19 protein-coding genes are annotated in these 15,857 nt (G+C 67.8%); 7 read left to right on the forward strand and 12 right to left on the reverse strand.

Annotated features, from left to right (window positions below):
* Both OMW55_RS13345 and OMW55_RS13350 read left to right on the forward strand, forming a co-directional pair.
* Complete coding sequence (locus OMW55_RS13345) at nt 1–1,464, forward strand: AMP-binding protein (protein WP_264883831.1); 1,464 nt, start codon at nt 1–3, stop codon at nt 1,462–1,464.
* Nucleotides 1,461–2,684 carry a pyridoxal-dependent decarboxylase, exosortase A system-associated gene (locus tag OMW55_RS13350; protein WP_264883833.1) on the forward strand — a complete coding sequence of 408 codons (1,224 nt, stop codon included), beginning with the start codon at nt 1,461–1,463 and terminating at the stop codon, nt 2,682–2,684. The genes OMW55_RS13345 and OMW55_RS13350 overlap by 4 nt, the downstream gene beginning before the upstream one ends.
* Here OMW55_RS13350 and truA read toward each other — a convergent pair.
* Both truA and fmt read right to left on the reverse strand, forming a co-directional pair.
* The gene (gene truA / locus OMW55_RS13355) at nt 2,681–3,424 is read right to left on the reverse strand and encodes a tRNA pseudouridine(38-40) synthase TruA (RefSeq protein WP_264883835.1); all 744 of its coding nucleotides are present in this window, start codon (nt 3,422–3,424) and stop codon (nt 2,681–2,683) included. The two genes, OMW55_RS13350 and truA, sit on opposite strands and share 4 nt — an antisense overlap.
* A complete protein-coding gene (gene fmt, locus OMW55_RS13360; protein WP_264883837.1) occupies nt 3,421–4,326 on the reverse strand; it encodes a methionyl-tRNA formyltransferase in 906 nt (301 codons plus the stop codon). The genes truA and fmt overlap by 4 nt, the downstream gene beginning before the upstream one ends.
* A gap of 47 nt (nt 4,327–4,373) precedes the next feature.
* Here fmt and recR point away from each other — a divergent pair, with 47 nt between their 5' ends.
* Nucleotides 4,374–4,970 carry a recombination mediator RecR gene (gene recR, locus OMW55_RS13365; protein ID WP_264883839.1) on the forward strand — a complete coding sequence of 199 codons (597 nt, stop codon included), beginning with the start codon at nt 4,374–4,376 and terminating at the stop codon, nt 4,968–4,970.
* Between the two features lie 31 nt (nt 4,971–5,001).
* The gene (def, locus tag OMW55_RS13370) at nt 5,002–5,556 is read left to right on the forward strand and encodes a peptide deformylase (protein ID WP_264883840.1); all 555 of its coding nucleotides are present in this window, start codon (nt 5,002–5,004) and stop codon (nt 5,554–5,556) included.
* Here the strand turns inward: def and OMW55_RS13375 are convergent.
* Nucleotides 5,553–5,948 (reverse strand): four-helix bundle copper-binding protein, encoded by a 396-nt coding sequence (locus tag OMW55_RS13375; RefSeq protein WP_264883843.1) that lies wholly within the window; start codon nt 5,946–5,948, stop codon nt 5,553–5,555. The genes def and OMW55_RS13375 overlap by 4 nt on opposite strands.
* A 105-nt stretch (nt 5,949–6,053) precedes the next feature.
* On the opposite strand from OMW55_RS13375, the gene rmuC reads away from it, so the two are divergent.
* The gene (gene rmuC, locus OMW55_RS13380) at nt 6,054–7,553 is read left to right on the forward strand and encodes a DNA recombination protein RmuC (protein WP_264883844.1); all 1,500 of its coding nucleotides are present in this window, start codon (nt 6,054–6,056) and stop codon (nt 7,551–7,553) included.
* Between the two features lie 6 nt (nt 7,554–7,559).
* Here the strand turns inward: rmuC and OMW55_RS13385 are convergent, their stop codons facing one another.
* The 8 genes from OMW55_RS13385 to OMW55_RS13420 are packed head-to-tail and all read right to left on the reverse strand — an operon-like array spanning nt 7,560 to nt 13,145.
* Nucleotides 7,560–7,919, reverse strand: a complete 360-nt coding sequence (locus OMW55_RS13385; protein ID WP_264883845.1) for a COG3650 family protein — start codon at nt 7,917–7,919, stop codon at nt 7,560–7,562.
* Nucleotides 7,920–7,927: 8 nt separating this feature from the next.
* A complete protein-coding gene (locus tag OMW55_RS13390; RefSeq protein WP_264883847.1) occupies nt 7,928–8,731 on the reverse strand; it encodes a TrmH family RNA methyltransferase in 804 nt (267 codons plus the stop codon).
* Nucleotides 8,732–8,771: 40 nt separating this feature from the next.
* Nucleotides 8,772–9,044, reverse strand: a complete 273-nt coding sequence (locus tag OMW55_RS13395) for an HPr family phosphocarrier protein (protein WP_264883848.1) — start codon at nt 9,042–9,044, stop codon at nt 8,772–8,774.
* Nucleotides 9,041–9,448 (reverse strand): PTS sugar transporter subunit IIA, encoded by a 408-nt coding sequence (locus OMW55_RS13400; protein ID WP_264883849.1) that lies wholly within the window; start codon nt 9,446–9,448, stop codon nt 9,041–9,043. Before OMW55_RS13400 ends, OMW55_RS13395 begins: the two co-directional genes overlap by 4 nt.
* 20 nt (nt 9,449–9,468) lie before the next feature.
* Entirely contained in the window at nt 9,469–10,401 is a 933-nt protein-coding gene (gene rapZ / locus OMW55_RS13405) for an RNase adapter RapZ (protein WP_264883851.1), read from the reverse strand.
* Nucleotides 10,398–10,832 carry an HPr kinase/phosphorylase gene (locus OMW55_RS13410; protein WP_264883853.1) on the reverse strand — a complete coding sequence of 145 codons (435 nt, stop codon included), beginning with the start codon at nt 10,830–10,832 and terminating at the stop codon, nt 10,398–10,400. The genes rapZ and OMW55_RS13410 overlap by 4 nt, the downstream gene beginning before the upstream one ends.
* Nucleotides 10,829–12,448, reverse strand: coding sequence for a sensor histidine kinase (locus tag OMW55_RS13415; RefSeq protein WP_264883854.1), 1,620 nt, complete (start codon nt 12,446–12,448; stop codon nt 10,829–10,831). Before OMW55_RS13415 ends, OMW55_RS13410 begins: the two co-directional genes overlap by 4 nt.
* Nucleotides 12,417–13,145 (reverse strand): response regulator transcription factor, encoded by a 729-nt coding sequence (locus tag OMW55_RS13420; protein ID WP_264883856.1) that lies wholly within the window; start codon nt 13,143–13,145, stop codon nt 12,417–12,419. The genes OMW55_RS13415 and OMW55_RS13420 overlap by 32 nt, the downstream gene beginning before the upstream one ends.
* Before the next feature lie 205 nt (nt 13,146–13,350).
* Between OMW55_RS13420 and OMW55_RS13425 the strand changes: the two genes are divergently transcribed.
* On the forward strand, nt 13,351–14,958 hold the full coding sequence (locus tag OMW55_RS13425) for a phosphoenolpyruvate carboxykinase (protein WP_264883858.1): 1,608 nt from the start codon (nt 13,351–13,353) through the stop codon (nt 14,956–14,958).
* Nucleotides 14,959–15,004: 46 nt separating this feature from the next.
* Here the strand turns inward: OMW55_RS13425 and OMW55_RS13430 are convergent, their stop codons facing one another.
* Nucleotides 15,005–15,460, reverse strand: a complete 456-nt coding sequence (locus OMW55_RS13430; RefSeq protein WP_264883860.1) for a vgr related protein — start codon at nt 15,458–15,460, stop codon at nt 15,005–15,007.
* Nucleotides 15,461–15,569: 109 nt separating this feature from the next.
* Between OMW55_RS13430 and OMW55_RS13435 the strand changes: the two genes are divergently transcribed.
* Nucleotides 15,570–15,806: an acyl carrier protein gene (locus tag OMW55_RS13435; RefSeq protein WP_264883861.1), complete on the forward strand. Its 237-nt coding sequence runs from the start codon at nt 15,570–15,572 to the stop codon at nt 15,804–15,806.
* The last annotated feature ends 51 nt before the right edge of the window (nt 15,807–15,857 follow it).

Consider the following 15,857-nt stretch of genomic DNA (forward strand, 5'->3'; position numbering starts at 1 on the left):
ATGCGGCCGCCCGACGCCAGCCTTAGCCCACTCGACCACCTCACGATACGGGGCGAGGCCGGCGCGCCCGCGCTCGTGGCCGATGGCGCAACGCTGAGCTACGCCGAGCTCGATCAAGCCGTGGGCCGCACCGGGGCTCGCCTATTGAAAGCTGGCCTAAAGCCCGGTGACCGGGTCGCCAGCTGGATGGGCAAGACGCGGCTGGCTTGCGTCCTTCCGCTAGCCGCTGCCCGCGCCGGCCTGATCCACGTGCCGATCAACCCCGTCCTGCGCCGCGCACAGGCCGAGCATATCCTGGCCGATAGTGGCGCCGCGTTGCTGGTTGCCAACCGGGCGCGGCTGGACACCCTCAGCCTGAACGACACTCGGCTGATCGCGCTTGAAGACTGGCAGGACGGCGTCGACGCACTAACGCCTTCCTCCCGCGATCCGCACGATCTCGCCGCCTTGCTCTACACTAGCGGCTCCACTGGCCGGCCCAAGGGCGTGATGCTCAGCCACGCCAATTTATGGCTCGGTGCAGTCAGCGTCGCGCATTACCTCCGGCTTGCATCCGACGACCGCACCTTGTGCGTCCTCCCGCTTGCCTTCGACTACGGCCAAAATCAGCTGTTCTCGACTTGGCACGCGGGCGGCTGCGCAGTGGCGTTCGACTACCTCCTGCCACGCGAGGTCCTCCGCGCCGTCGAGCGCCACCGGGCCACCGTGCTCGCCGGCGTTCCGCCGCTGTGGCTGCAGCTGGCGGAGCAGGAATGGAGCGGGGCAGGGGACAGTCTGCGCACCCTCACCAACTCCGGTGGCCACCTGCCCGAGCCGCTGGTCCGGCGCTTGCGGTCGCTGTTCCCGCACGCGAAGCTGCACCTCATGTACGGCCTGACCGAAGCCTTCCGCTCCGCCAGCCTCGACCCAGTCCTGGTCGACGCGCATCCGGACGCGGTCGGCACCGCCATCCCATTCGCCGAGCTACGGGTGGTCCGCCCTGACGGCAGCTCCGCCGACCCCGGCGAGGAAGGCGAGCTGGTTCACGCTGGCCCGCTCGTCGCCCACGGTTACTGGAACGATCCCGAGCGCACCGCCCAGCGCTTCCGGGACGGCGAAGTCTGGTCCGGCGACCGCGCCGTGATCGGCGCCGACGGCCTGCTCCGCATCCGTGGCCGCGACGACGCCATGATCAAGGTCAGCGGCAACCGGGTCAGTCCGACCGAGATCGAGGAAGCGGCGCTGGCCAGCGGCGCCGTCGCCGACTGCGCCGCGTTCGGCGTCCCCGACGAGCGGCTCGGCCAGGCCATCGTGCTCGTGGCGGTCGCAAACGGCGAGGACTCCGATGACCGTCTCCGCCGGTACTTCGCGGCCGAGCTGCCGGCCCACCTCCGCCCATCGCGCATCGACTGGCGCGACGCCCTGCCGCTCTCCCCCAACGGCAAGATCGACCGGGCGGCGCTGCAACGCGAGCTGACGTCATGAAGGCAGCCGGCCCGTTTCCACCCGACTTCCGCGCCGACAGCGGCCATCTGCTGCTCGGCGATCGCACCGCCGCGGGCCTGGTGAAGGAAGCCGGCGGCACCCCGCTGTTCGTCTACGACCGCAGCGTCGTCGCCGAACGCGTCCGCCGCTTCCGCGCAGCCTTTCCCGGTGTTGCCCTCCACTACGCCGTCAAGGCCAACCCGTTCGGCCCGCTGCTGGCCTACATGGCCGGTCTGGTGGACGGCTTTGACCTCGCCTCCGCCGGCGAGCTGGACATGCTGCAGGCGATTGGCGGGGATGGCCTCCCGACCAGCTTCGCCGGTCCCGGCAAGACCGACGATGATCTTGCCGCAGGGTTGGCTGCCGCCGTAACCATCAATCTCGAAAGCGAAGCGGAGTGGCAGCGTCTGCACAGACTCGCTGCCCGTGACAGCCGCCGGCCCAAAGTCGCAGTGCGCATCAACCCGCCGTTCGGCCTGAAGGGCTCCGGTATGAAGATGGGTGGCCTCGCCAGCCCTTTTGGCGTTGATCATGACCGCGTCCCCACCCTCGTCCGCCGCATCATCGATTCCGGGGCCGACTGGCGTGGCCTGCACGTTTACGCCGGGTCGCAATCGCTCTCGTCCGACGCGATCATCGAGAGCCAGCGCGCCACCGTCGCGCTCGCCGCCGAGATAGCCGGAGCCGCCGGCGCGAGCCCGCCCGAGGTCAACCTCGGCGGCGGCTTCGGCATCCCGTATTTTCCAGGGGATCAGCCGCTCGATGTCCGGGCCGTCGGTGAGGCCCTGAAGGAGACCTTGGCCAACCGCCACGCCCTCTTGCGGGACACCAAGTTCATCCTTGAACTCGGCCGCTGGCTGGTGGGGGAGGCGGGTGTCTATCTCACCAGCGTGGTCGACCGGAAGGTCAGCCGCGGCAAGACCTATCTCGTCACCGACGGCGGCCTCCAGCACATGCTCGCCGCCAGCGGCAATTTCGGCCAGCTTCTCCGCCGCAACTACCCCGTCGCGGTGCCGGGCAAGTTTGGCTCCGAGCCGGAAGAGGAAGTCACGGTCGTCGGCTGCCTCTGCACCCCGCTCGACCTGCTCGCCGACGAGGTCATGCTCCCCCGCGCGGAAGTCGGCGACCTCGTGGCCATTTTCAGCGTCGGCGCTTACGGCCTCACCGCCAGTCCGCAGGCGTTCCTCAGCATGGCGGCGGCCGGCGAGGTGCTGGTCTAGGCCGGGTACAGCGCCTCGACGAAGTACAAGCCCTCGGCCGGCGCATTCAGTCCGAGCGCCGCCCGGTCCCGTGCCTCCAGCGCCCCCCGCATGTCGTCCGGAGTCCATTGCCCCTGGCCGACCAGCGCCAGGCACCCGACCATCGACCGCACCTGGTGATGCAGGAAGCTGCGCGCCGCCGCATGGACGTGGACCTCGTCGCCGACCTGTTGGACCTCGAGCCGGTCGAGCGTCTTTACTGGGCTATCTGATTGGCAATGGACGGAGCGGAAGGTGGTGAAATCATGCCGCCCGACCAGCAGTGCCGCCGCCTCCCGCATCGCCGCCACGTCCAGCGGCAGCCCGATCCGCCACGCCTTGCCCCGGTCCAGCGTCAGCGGGGCCCGTCGATTGCTGATCCGATAAAGGTAGCGCCGGCCGACACAGGAGAACCGCGCGTGCCAGTCGTCCGCCACAGGCTCCGCCGACAGCACGGCCACCGGGTCGGGCCGCAGCAGTGCGTTCAATCCCTCGCGCAGCCGATGCGCAGTCAATTCCTTCGCCAGCTCGATATGCGCGGCCATCCCCACCGCATGCACCCCGGCGTCCGTCCGCCCGGCCGCCTGCGCCCTAACCTCCTCGCCGGTCATCGCCCTGGCCGCGCGCTCCACCGCCGCCTGCACCGACGGCCCATGGTCCTGCCGCTGCCAACCCATGAACGGCGCGCCGTCCCATTCGAGGATCAGCTTCCAGCGCGTCACGCGAGCATTGTGCCGGCCGGAACCGGGAACCCGCGGAGCAGTTCGCTTGGCGTCATCGGTCCGCGACCCGCGCGCTGAACCACGCCCGCCCGCACCGCACCAGCTCCGCAAGCAATCGTCAGCGCCTCGTCCAGCACCTCGCCAGCCTCGCCCGAGCTCTCAACTACCTCCGCCGCCAGCAGCTTCACCCGCTCGCCCCCAACCTCGAACCACGCTCCGGGTGCCGGCGCGAACGCCCGTACCTGCCGCTCGACCTGCACCGCAGACTGCATCCAGTCGATCCGCGCTTCCGCCTTGTCGATCTTGGCAGCATAGGTGACGCCACCCGCCGGCTGCGGCTCGGCGGGGAAGTTCGCCGGGTCTGCCAGCACGTCGACCAGCAGGCTCGCCCCGAGCCGCGCCAGATCCTCCGTCAGCTCGCCCGCATTGCGCCGCCCGATCGGCAGCTCGGCCATCGCCAGCATCGGCCCGGTATCAAGCCCGGCCTCCATCTGCATGATCGTGACGCCGGTCACCTCATCTCCCGCCATGATCGCGCGGTGGACGGGCGCGGCGCCTCGCCAGCGCGGCAGCAGCGACGCGTGGACATTGACGCACCCCCGCCTCGGCGCGTCCAGCACGGGCTGCGGCAGGATCAGCCCATAAGCCGCGACTACCGCGGCATCGGCGCCAAGCTCGGCGAACGCCCGCTGCTCCTCCTCGCCGCGCAGCCGGGCTGGGGTGCGCACCTCCAACGCAAGCTCCTCCGCCCGCACGTGCACCGCCGTCCGCTGCAGCTTCTTGCCGCGCTGCGCCGGCCGCGGCGGCTGGCAGTAGACCGCCGCAATCTCGTGCCCGGCCGCGACCAGCGCCTCCAGCGTCGGCACCGCAAAGGGCGGCGATCCCATGAAGATGACCCGCATGGGGCCGCGCTATGGCCTAGTGGGCCACAAATTCCTACATCGCTTGCATGGCATCGCAGGAGATTGAGGCACTGGCCGGGGCGCTGGCGCGGCTTCCCGGACTGGGTCCGCGCTCGGCCCGCCGGGCCGTGCTGCATCTGATGAAGCGGCGGGAATCGGCGCTCGTCCCGCTGCTCGCCGCGCTTCAGACCGTGGCTGACAAGCTCTCCACCTGCTCCACCTGCGGCAATGTCGACACCGCGGACCCATGCAGCATCTGCCGCGATCCCCGGCGCGACACCGCCAGCCTGTGCGTGGTCGAGGAAGTGGCCGACCTGTGGGCGCTCGACCGCGCCCGGCTGTTCCCCGGCCGCTACCACGTCCTCGGCGGCCGCCTGTCCGCCCTTGAAGGCGTTCGGCCTGAGGACCTCGCGATTGACACCCTGGTCCGCCGGGTGTCGGCTGGCGGCGTGGACGAGATCGTGCTGGCGATGAACGCCACGCTGGAGGGTCAGACCACCGCCCATTATCTTGCCGAGCGGCTGGAGAAGTATCCTGTCCGCCTGACCCAGCTCGCCCACGGCCTGCCGGTTGGCGGCGAGCTCGACTATCTCGACGAAGGCACGCTCGCTCAGGCTCTCCGCGCCCGCCGCCCGGTCGCTTGATGCCCGGGCGCCATGCGCCTACCTGCCGTGCATGAGCCTGCTGCCGATCATCGAAATTCCCGATCCCATCCTCCGTGCCCCCTCCGCACCCGTGGAGCGCATCGACGAGGACCTGCAGCGGCTGATCGCGAACATGTTCGAGACCATGTACGAGGCCCCCGGGATCGGACTCGCAGCCGTGCAGGTCGCCGTGCCCCGCCGGCTGGTGGTGATCGACCTTCAGGATCCCGATCCCGACGCCCCGGAGGGCGAGGAAGCACCCCCGGTTCGCCGCCCGCACGTGTTCATCAATCCCGAGATCCTGATCCGTTCGGACGCGCGCAAGGTCTACAACGAGGGCTGCCTGTCCATCCCCGAGCAATATGCCGAGATCGAGCGTCCCGACCTCATCCGCCTCAAGTGGCTCGACGAAGCGGGCCAGTCACAGGAAGGCGAGTTCGACGGCCTGATGTCCGTCTGCCTTCAGCACGAAGTCGACCACCTCGATGGCGTGCTGTTCATCGACTATCTGTCCCGCTTGAAGCGTGACATGATCGTCAAGAAAGTGGTCAAGGCCCGCGGCGTGCGCGGCGGCGCCGCCCTCTAGGCAGCCAGGCTAGCCGCCGCATTCCGGCAGTCCGCCGCACACTCGCGGCAGATTTGCGCACACAACTTGCAATGCTCATGGTCGTGCCGCTCGCACTCCGCCGCGCACTGCTCGCACATGCGGGCGCACAGCTCGAGCAGCTCCTTGAGGATCAGGTTGTCGTCACCCGTGCGCCGCAGTCCCAGCCGTGCGGTCGCCTCGCAGATGTCCGAACAGTCGAGGCACAACCGGATGCACTGCGTCATGTCCATGCCGGTCTCGGCCAGGCACGCATCGGCGCAACTGGCGCACATCTTGGTGCAGTACATCAGGTGGTGCACCGCGTCGGCCAGCGCCTGGTTGTGGTGGGTCGCGCTGGCCGGATGAAGGCCGATCATCTTGCGAATGGACATGGGTTCTCCTCTGTCGTGCAAGCGTCACACTGGCCGCAAGGTTCCGCTTGAGCAAGCCGCGTCGGCGGCGTAGAGTTCTTGCTCTGTTCTGATGGGGCGTAAGGCATGGAAGCGGCGTTGATCCTGGGTGCGGCAATCGTTGCGCTGGTTGCCGGTGTAATGCTCGGCTGGTTGCTTGGACGGCAACCGATTGCCGCCCTGCAGAAGGAAGCTGCGGACCTGCGCGACTGCCGGGTGACGGCGGAGCGAGAGCTTGCTCTCGCCGCCGAACAGGCGCGTCGGCTTCCGCAGACCGAGGAGATGCTGCGCCTGGTCACCGAAGAGCGGGACGAAGCGCGGCAGAAAGTCGCTAGCTTGGCGCCGGTGGCCGAGCGCGCCGCCGCCCAGGAGCAGGAACTCGCCACCGTTCGTGCCGAGAAGGAGCAGCTCGCCGCCGCCAAGGCTGCGTTCGAGCGCGGCGAGGCCGAGCGCCAGCGCGCCTTCGCCGAGCAGTTGAGCCAGGTGAAGGAGCTCGAAACCAAGCTCGAGGCCCGCTTCGGCGAGCTCGCCGGCAAGGCGGTCGAAACCGCCCACGACGCCTTCCTGAAGCGCGCGTCCGAACGGCTCGGCACCGAAAGCAAGGAACACCACGCCAAGCTGCAGAATCTGCTCGGGCCGGTCGAACAGACGCTGAAGCGCTACGAGGAAGGCCTCCAGCGAGTCGAGAAGGAGCGGGTCGACCACTACGCTGGCCTGCGCGAGGCAGTGGAGCTGGTCCGCACCGGCCAGGGCCAGGTCCGCGACGAGGCCCGCCGACTGGTCACCGCGCTGACCTCCAGCCCCAAGCAGCGCGGCCGCTGGGGCGAGAAGAGCCTGGAGAACGTCCTCACCCAGGCGGGGCTGGTCAAGAATGTCGACTTCCGCATGGAAGTATCGGTCGACGGCGGCGAGGAGGGGCGGCTACGCCCCGACGCGGTGGTCAACCTGCCCGAAGGCCGCAAGCTGATCATCGACGCGAAATGCTCACTGAACGCCTATCTCGACGCCTGCGACGAGGTCGACGATGACAAGCGGGCCGTCTGCTTCCGCGCGCACCTCGCTTCCATCGTCCGCCACGCCCAGCAGCTGGGCTCCAAGAACTACTGGGCGCAGTTCGGCGAGTCGGCCGAGTTCGTCGTCATGTACATTCCGGGCGAGCACTTCCTGTCGGCCGCGCTCGAACAGGACCCGGAACTGTGGGAGAAAGCGTTCAAGGACAAGGTGCTGCTGGCGACTCCTACGAACCTGGTTGCGATCGCTCGCACCGTCGCCAGCGTGTGGCGGCAGGAGAGGTTGCAAGGCCAGGCAGAGGAAATTGCGGCGCTCGGCAAGGAACTCCACTCGCGCCTCGCGACCATGGCCGACCATGTCGCACGCATGGGCCGCAACCTCGCCACCGTGAACAGCGCCTACAACCAGATGGTCGGCAGCTTCGAAAGCCAGGTGTTCACCCAGGCCCGCCGGTTCGAGACGCTCGGCGCCGGCAGCGCCAAGGAGATCGCCGCTCCGGCACCGGTCGACGCCGCCCCGCGCCCGCTGACCAAGCTTGCGCCGCCGCTGCCTGAGCTGCCCGAGGCTGCGGAGTAGGGGAAGTTAGCGCGGCTCTCCGCCGCAGCCCTCGAACGCTCGACCATCGATCCGCACCTGCACCTTGTCCGGGTAGGTCCGGTCGCTCATGCCGTCGCTGCATTGTCCATGGACGATGTTCACGCCGATCCGGGGCGACTGATAGATCTCACCCGCGAAGCCGATGATCACCTTCGGCTGCGGCTGAACGATCCGTTGTCCCGGCGCGTTCGCTTCCGTGAACACCATCTCTCGCCCGTCCAGCGTCAGGCTCCAGAACGGCTCCGTCCCCACAGCGCGATAGACGGCGGGGGCAGGGGAGGGTGGCGGCACGGTGGCACAGCCGGCGAGGCCGAGCAGGGCGGCCAGGGGGGCGAGTCGTTGCATAGCCGTCATCATCCGTTCCGCCAGCTTGCTCGAACCTGAAAGGCCATCACCGCTGCCGCGATCGCCGCATTCAGGCTGTCAGCGCGCCCAGCCATCGGGATCTTCACCAGCACGTCGCATTCCGCCTCATAGGCCGCCGGCAGCCCTTGGCTCTCGTTGCCGATCAGCAGAAAGCAGGGCTGCCGGTACTGCGCGTTCAAATAGTCGGTCTCCGTTCGCAGACTGGTCCCGACGAGCTGGCCCGGCCCGTTCCGCAGCCATTCCACGAACTCGCTCCACGTCGCCTGCACCACCTTCTGCGTGAAGACCGCGCCCATCGATGCCCGGACGGCCTCGACCGAATAGGGATCGGCGCTGTCATCCACCAGGATCAGCCCGCCGGCGCCGACCGCATCGCCGGTCCGCAGCACCGTCCCGATATTCCCCGGATCGCGCAGCCGCTCGGCAACGAACCACAAGGGCGCCGTCAGCCGGTCGAGGTTTCGAAGCTGGGTCCGCGGCTGGCGGTAGGCCCCGATCAGCGCCTGCGGGTTATCCTTGCCGCTCATCTTGGCCATAATGTCGGCGCTGGTCTCGATCGCCTCGCCGCCGGTCGCTTCGGTCGCCGCTACGATCTCGGCGGCGAGCGGATGCAGCGGTTGTCCGCCGGCGTAGGCAATCACGCCCGGCAGCACGCCGCTGTCCCGCGCCTCGGCAATGATCCGCAGCCCCTCCGCCAGGAACATGCCGGTTTCCCGCCGCGCCTTCTTGTCGCGTAAGGCTCGCAGGAACTTAACGGTATCGTTGGTGAGCGAGGTGATCAGGCGCGGCATGGCCCGCTCCTAGCGGCTCTGGGCCAAGCAGGGGAGGGTGTTACTCCTCGCCGAACTTGCCCTCGACGAGCTCGACCAGCTGCGCCAGCGCGTGGTCCGCGTCTTGGCCGCTGACTCGGATCTCGATGCTGTCGCCCTTGGCCGCGCCCAGCATCATCAGGCCCATGATCGACGTGCCGCAGACGGCCTGGCCGTCCTTGGCCACCTCGATCTCGGCGGGCAACTGGCTCGCAAGATTGACGAACTTGGCGCTGGCCCGGGCATGCAGGCCGCGCTTGTTCTCCACCAGCACGGTTCGGCTGAGCGCGTTCAAGCGGCCGCCTCGCCCAGGATCTCGGACGCGACCGAAATATACTTGCGCCCGGCCTCGCGCGCCGCCGCCACCGCCGCGCGCACGCCCATCGCCTTGCGGGCGCCTTCCAGCCGGATCAGCATGGGCAGGTTTACGCCCGCGATCACCTCCACGTTCTCGCTCTTCATTAAGCTGATGGCGAGGTTGGACGGGGTGCCGCCAAACAGGTCAGTGAGGATGATGACCCCATCACCGCCGTCAACGCGAGCGATCGCATCCGCGATGTCCTGCCGTCGCGCCTCCATGTCGTCGTCGGCATCGATGCACACCGACTCGATCGCCTCCTGCGGGCCGACCACATGCTCCATGGCGGTGACGAACTCGGCCGCGAGCCGGCCGTGGGTCACCAGAACTAGTCCGATCATTGTGCTTTTGTGTCTCGTTCTCAGATGCTTGCCGCCGGCTCCAGCCCGGACTCGTCCTCGATGGAATCGCTTGGGCTCAGCGACAGGTCGCGATGCCTGATATTCGGCGAAAAGCCTCGGCGGCGCAACCGTTCGGCCATGTCAACCGCCGCAGCCACCGACCGGTGTCGCCCGCCGGTGCACCCGAATGCCACCGCTACGTAGGTCTTGCCCGCCTGCCAGTAGCGCGGGATGAGGTCGGTCAGCAGCTCCTCCACTTGGTTCATGAACGGAGTCCAGCCGTCCTGCGCCGCGACATAATCCTGCACCGGCTGCTCACGCCCGGTCAGCGGCCTGAGCTCATCCACCCAGTGGGGATTGGGGATGAAGCGGAGGTCGAACACTAGGTCGGCCGTGCGGCTGATCCCGCGAGCGAAGCCGAAGCTGGTGATCGTCACCACCGGCTCGTCCGCCTCGCCCCCGTAGCGCCGCCGTAACTCGTCGCGCAGGTCTGCCGGTATGAAATCGGTCGTATCAAGCACCGAATCGGCCGCGAGCCTAAGTGCTGTGGTCAGGTTCCGTTCGCGGGCGATCCCATCTTCGGCCGGCCGATCGGGGGCGAGCGGATGGCGACGGCGGGTCTCGTCGTAGCGGCGAATCAGCTCGGCGCCGCTGGCATCCAGGTAGAGGATCTCGGGGGCGACCCCCTCCACTGCGCGGAACACTGCGGGCAGGTGCTCCGGATCGAACCCGCGGCTCCGGCAGTCCATTCCGATTGCAACGTGCGCCTCACGCCGCGATCGGTCTGCGCCATGCACGAAGTCTTGGATGAGGGCGGTCGGCAGGTTGTCGACCGTGTCCCAGCCCATGTCCTCTAGCGCATCGAGCACGCTCGATTTGCCGGCGCCGGACATGCCGGTCACCAGCAACAGGCGCGGCAGCCTCCGTCCGGTGCGCCGCGCCGCGGCGTTCACTTGAGGCCAAGCCGGTCGAGCGCCAGCGCCACCTTGGAGGGGGCGGAGGCGGTCTTCGCGTCCACGCTGATCAACGGCACGGCGATGCCCAACACTACCCGCTCCCGCGAATCGTCCGGCAGCCGTTGGATGTCGCTGGTTAGTTCCACCACCAGCGCAACGCGGACATCGCTGACGCGCTCCATGTCGACGATGCCGACACCGCGGATCTCCAGCTTGCCCGCAATCGTGTCGGGCGCGTCGGCGAGCAGCTTGTCGCCGGATTTGCGGACCAGGGTCTGGTCGTCGCTGACCAAGATGAAGCCGCGGTCGATCAGCTGCAGCGCCAAGTCCGACTTGCCCGACCCTGAAGGTCCGCAGATCAGCACGGCCCGGCCGTCCATCGCCACGGTACTGGCGTGCATGGTCTCGCTCGACAGGCGCAGGTTCATTGTGTGTTCTCCGGAGTCTCGGGGGCGGCCGGCAGGCGGATGGTAAAGCGTGCGCCCGATGGCGCGTCGTCGCGATTGGCCACGTCAATCTCCCCGTCATGGCCGGTCACGATCGCCTTGGCGATGGCCAGGCCAAGCCCCGAGTGGCGGCCAAACCCGCCACTCTCCGGACGTACTGAATGGAACCGGTTAAAGATCGCTTCACGCGCTTCGGCCGGAACGCCGGGACCCTCATCGTCGATGCGGATGCGCACCTGGTTGCCCAGGCGGGATACCGCCACTTCGACCAGCCCGCCGGCCGGCGAGAAGCTCACCGCATTGTCGATGATGTTGTCGATCGCTCGGGCCAGGCGCCCCGGCTCGCCCAGCACCAGCGCGCTGCCGCGGCGCGGACGGGCGAAGGCGATTCGCACGTTGCCGGTCAGGCGCCGTCCCTCCCAGGCCGACACGAGCTGCCCGACCACGTCGCCAAGGTCGACCGCCTCAAAGCGCGCACGGGCGAGTTCGGCATCGGTCCGCGCCGCTTCGCCGATGTCACCGATCAGCCGGTCGAGCCGGAGCACGTCCTGCCGGACGATGTCGAGCAGCTGCCGCTTCAGCGCCGGATCGTCGATCCGCTCCAGCCCGTCGACCGCGCTGCGCAAGGATGCGAGCGGGTTCTTCAGCTCATGGGTGACGTCGGCGGCGAACGCCTCGATGTTGTCGATCCGCTGGCGCAAGGCCTGGCTCATGTCGCTGACCGAGCGGGCGAGCAGGCCCAGTTCGTCACGCCGGCTGGGCAGGCGCGGGACCTTCACCTCGCGGGCGCGGCCGAGCCGCACCCGGTGGGCAGCCAGTGCCAGTCGATGGAGCGGCCGCGCAATCGTCCGGGCCAGGAACAGCGACAGCAGGATGGAGCTGATCGTGGCGAACAACAGGCCGGCGGCCAGCTTGCGTCGCTCTGCCCGCAGCGTCCGCGTGAAGTTGCGGTCATTGTAGGTGACCAGCAGCACGTTGCCGCTGGCCGTTGGCGTCGCCACTGAGATCACCGGGGTCAGGTCCGGGGCGTTGCGGATGCGGGTCGCGGCCCGGTGATGGCGCGCCGCCTCCATGGCTTCCGGCCAGGCCTGCAGCCGATCGACCGCCGGATCCTCGTAGTCGATCGCCGTTTCCTCGCCCGTGATCAGGTCGAACCCACGGTCAAGCGCCCGCGCGATTGCCTTGGTCCACGGCTGATCGGCTGGATCACGGAGGCGGTAGGTCGGACCAGTGGTCGTCCAGCTGTCCACCAGCACTTGCCCCTCGGGTGCATAGAGCCGGAAGCGGCTGTTGCTCGCTTCGCCGATCCGGTCGAAGAACAACCGCCTCGCGTTTTCGGGCAGGCTGGCGAGGGCCGCGGCCGCCATATGCGCCTCCCGCCGGACCTGCCGCTCGCGTTCGCCTTCCAGCTGGTTGCGGAAGCTGTCCAGGAACAGGATCGCCAGCGCCACCAGCAGCAGGGTGATGACGTTCACCGCCAGAATGCGGCGGCGAAGCGACCAGCCGCGCGACCAGCTGAGCCGCAAGCCGCGCTCGATCGGGTCGTCGCCCGTGACGGCGGGCGGATCACTCCTCGCCAAAGCGGTACCCCACGCCATAGAGCGTCTCGATTGCGTCGAACTCGGGGTCGACGCCGCGGAACTTACGGCGCACCCGCTTGATGTGGCTGTCGATGGTGCGGTCATCGACGTAGACGTCGTCCTGGTAGGCGACGTCCAGCAGCTGGTTGCGGCTCTTCACCACCCCGGGCCGTTGAGCCAGCGCTTCCAGGATCAGGAACTCGGTGACGGTCAGGGTCACGGCCTTGCCGTCCCACACCACCTTGTGACGGGCAGGGTCCATGACGAGCCGCCCGCGTTCGATCAGCGGCTGGTCAGGCCCATCCTGCTCGGCCGTGGCAGGATGGGTCGTCCGGCTCGCGTCCGCCCGACGCAGGATGGCTCGGATGCGGGCGATCAGCAGGCGCTGGCTGAACGGCTTGGCGATATAATCGTCCGCGCCCATCGCGAGCCCAAGCGCCTCGTCCTGCTCGTCGTCCTTCGAGGTGAGAAAGATGACCGGCATCAGTGCCGCCGGCCCATCGCTCTCGCGCAGCCGCTTTAGCAGCTCCATCCCGTCCAGGCCCGGCATCTTGATATCGAATACACCCAGGTCCGCGGGATTGTCGGACAAGGCCTTCAATGCGCTCTGACCGTCCGTGTAGACCCGGGTGACGAAGCCTTCCGCCTGCACCGCGATCGAAACGGAAGTGAGGATGTTGCGGTCGTCGTCGACCAACGCGATGACCTGGCTCATCCTGTCTGTCCTTGCCCCGGGGCAGCGTTAGCACGGTGCCGAAGCGAGACAAGCGGGGGGCATGTTTTTGACCCCATGCAACCGGATCGGTATAGGACCGTTACGACGTTTGTAGCGGCGGCAGCCTCCCACCTGGGGCTTCGCCGCCGTTTGTGTATGAGCGGGGGCTCACGGCTCCCCGGGCAAATCTACAAGGGAGTGGCGAGTGGCAAATCGGGTTCCGCATCATGGCCTGGAGCAGCAGGGTATCAAGACACAGGCCGAGATCTTTTGGAACCTGACCACCGCACCGCTGGTCGAGCAGGCGGTCAGCAGGGGCGAAGGACTGCTGGCCAAGGAAGGGCCGCTGGTGGTCAAGACCGGCCGCCACACGGGGCGCTCGGCCCAGGATCGCTTTGTCGTTCGCGACGAGACCACCGAAAACACCGTGTGGTGGGGCAAGTCGAACAAGCCGATGGACCCGACCGCCTTTGACCGGCTCTACGTCGACTTCCTCAAGGCGCTGGCCGACAAGCCGACCCTGTTCGTCGCCGATCTCCATGGTGGCTCGCAGCCCGAGCACCGGGTCAAGGTCCGCGTCGTCAACGAGTACGCCTGGCACAACCTGTTCATCCGCACGATGCTGGTTCGTCCCGAGGTGCAGGAACTCGCGGACTTCGCGCCCGACTACACCATCATCGATCTGCCCAGCTTCCGCGCCGATCCGGAGCGCCACGGCTGCCGCACCGAGACCGTGATCGCCATCAATCTGACCCGCAAGCTGATCCTGATCGGCGGCACGGAATATGGCGGTGAGATGAAGAAGAGCGTGTTCGGCCTGCTCAACTTCCTCCTGCCGGAGCAGGGCATCATGCCGATGCACTGCTCGGCCAACATCGGCCCTCACGGCGACACGGCCGTCTTCTTTGGCCTGTCGGGCACCGGCAAGACGACGCTGTCTGCCGACCCGAACCGCACCCTCATCGGCGACGACGAGCACGGCTGGTCTGACACGGCAGTCTTCAACTTCGAGGGCGGATGTTACGCCAAGATGATCCGCCTGTCGGCCGAAGCCGAGCCGGAGATCTACGCCACGACCAAGCGCTTCGGCACCGTGCTCGAGAACGTGGTCATGGACCCCGAAACGCGGGAACTCGATCTCGATGACAACAGCCTCGCGGAGAACAGCCGCGGCGCTTATCCGATCGATTACATCCCGAATTCGTCGGAGCGGAACCTGGGTCCTGTCCCCAAGAACATCGTGATGCTGACGGCCGACGCGTTTGGCGTGCTGCCCCCGATCGCCCGGCTCACCCCGGACCAGGCGATGTTCCACTTCCTGTCCGGGTACACCGCCAAGGTCGCTGGTACCGAGATCGGCGTTACCGAGCCGGAAGCGACGTTCTCGACCTGCTTCGGCGCGCCGTTCATGCCGCGCCACCCGTCGGTGTACGGCAACCTGCTGAAGGAGCGGATCGCCCGCGGCGGCGTATCGTGCTGGCTGGTCAACACCGGCTGGACCGGCGGCAAGTATGGCGAGGGCAAGCGGATGCCGATCAAGGCCACTCGCGCCCTCTTGAACGCCGCGCTCGACGGCAGCCTCAACAACGCCGAGTTCCGCAAGGACCCGTACTTCGGCTTCGAAGTGCCGGTCGCCGTACCGGGCGTCGACACCGCCATCCTCGACCCGCGTTCGACCTGGTCCAACCCGGCCGACTATGACGAGATGGCGGCCAAGCTCGTCGACCTGTTCTGCGAGAACTTCCAGCAGTTCGCCGACCACGTCGACGAAGGCGTCCGCCAGTGCCAGCCCAAGGTGGCGCAGGCCGCGTAAGATCGGTGCCTCCCCGCTTGGCCGAGCCAGGCGGGGAGGGGCTCACCTAGGCCCTGAACGGCAGCTCCAGCGCGGCCAGCCGCACCTGGTCCGGTACCAGCGCGCCACGCGCGGCGAGAAAGCGATGCCGCACGATCTCGGCCTGCTGTTCCAGGCCATAGCGATCGAACCTCTGCCCGTCCTTGATCCGGTAGGCGTAGCGGCAAAAGGGATGGCGCATCAGCGGAAGGTACCAGCGCCCGCGCGTCTGCGTCTGCCAGACGTGGGTCATCTCGTGCACGAATAGCCCCTGCAGTCCGCTGCGCTCGCGGCTGAAGTCGTCCGACCAATTTGGGTCCTGCGGGTGGAAGTGGATGTTACCGGTCGGCGCCATCACGATGCCCTTTGGCTGGAACGGCCACCACTTGCCGCGGACAAGATGCACGGCGGAATAATCCACGGCCTCGCCAAACATGGTCCGGGCAAGTTCGACCTCGCCACCGGTGAGGAATCGCGCGCTCATGCTATTCCCTTAAGCAGGCAGAGGCTCGAGCAAAAGGCGAGGCTTGCCGCCGCCCGTCACCGCCGCTAACGCGAGCGTCAAAGATCACCATCTGAAGGGAAGCTGTACCATGAGCGAGACCGCCGAGCGCGTTAAGAAGATCGTTGTCGAGCACCTCGGCGTTGAAGCCGACAAGGTCACCGAAGAAGCGAGCTTCATCGACGATCTGGGTGCGGACAGCCTCGATATCGTCGAGCTGGTGATGGCCTTCGAGGAAGAGTTCGGCGTCGAGATCCCGGACGATGCGGCCGAGAAGATCACCACGGTCAAGGACGCGATCGACTACATCGACCAGAACCAGGGCTGACGCCCTCGGGTCATGGCCCGCGCCGCTTGCCTGAGCGGATGAACTACGTGC

Source organism: Sphingomonas arvum, assembly GCF_026013565.1.
GTDB classification, from domain to species: domain Bacteria; phylum Pseudomonadota; class Alphaproteobacteria; order Sphingomonadales; family Sphingomonadaceae; genus Sphingomicrobium; species Sphingomicrobium arvum.

Bases quoted from the DNA above. Each gene is read 5' to 3' on its own strand.
- OMW55_RS13345 (WP_264883831.1), top strand. From the start codon at position 1: ATGCGGCCGCCCGACGCCAGCCTTAGCCCACTCGACCACCTCACGATA.
- OMW55_RS13350 (WP_264883833.1), top strand. From the start codon at position 1,461: ATGAAGGCAGCCGGCCCGTTTCCACCCGACTTCCGCGCCGACAGCGGC.
- fmt (WP_264883837.1), bottom strand. From the start codon at position 4,326: ATGCGGGTCATCTTCATGGGATCGCCGCCCTTTGCGGTGCCGACGCTG.
- recR (WP_264883839.1), top strand. From the start codon at position 4,374: ATGGCATCGCAGGAGATTGAGGCACTGGCCGGGGCGCTGGCGCGGCTT.
- def (WP_264883840.1), top strand. From the start codon at position 5,002: ATGAGCCTGCTGCCGATCATCGAAATTCCCGATCCCATCCTCCGTGCC.
- OMW55_RS13375 (WP_264883843.1), bottom strand. From the start codon at position 5,948: ATGTCCATTCGCAAGATGATCGGCCTTCATCCGGCCAGCGCGACCCAC.
- rmuC (WP_264883844.1), top strand. From the start codon at position 6,054: ATGGAAGCGGCGTTGATCCTGGGTGCGGCAATCGTTGCGCTGGTTGCC.
- OMW55_RS13385 (WP_264883845.1), bottom strand. From the start codon at position 7,919: ATGCAACGACTCGCCCCCCTGGCCGCCCTGCTCGGCCTCGCCGGCTGT.
- OMW55_RS13390 (WP_264883847.1), bottom strand. From the start codon at position 8,731: ATGCCGCGCCTGATCACCTCGCTCACCAACGATACCGTTAAGTTCCTG.
- OMW55_RS13400 (WP_264883849.1), bottom strand. From the start codon at position 9,448: ATGATCGGACTAGTTCTGGTGACCCACGGCCGGCTCGCGGCCGAGTTC.
- OMW55_RS13410 (WP_264883853.1), bottom strand. From the start codon at position 10,832: ATGAACCTGCGCCTGTCGAGCGAGACCATGCACGCCAGTACCGTGGCG.
- OMW55_RS13415 (WP_264883854.1), bottom strand. From the start codon at position 12,448: ATGGCGTGGGGTACCGCTTTGGCGAGGAGTGATCCGCCCGCCGTCACG.
- OMW55_RS13420 (WP_264883856.1), bottom strand. From the start codon at position 13,145: ATGAGCCAGGTCATCGCGTTGGTCGACGACGACCGCAACATCCTCACT.
- OMW55_RS13430 (WP_264883860.1), bottom strand. From the start codon at position 15,460: ATGAGCGCGCGATTCCTCACCGGTGGCGAGGTCGAACTTGCCCGGACC.
- OMW55_RS13435 (WP_264883861.1), top strand. From the start codon at position 15,570: ATGAGCGAGACCGCCGAGCGCGTTAAGAAGATCGTTGTCGAGCACCTC.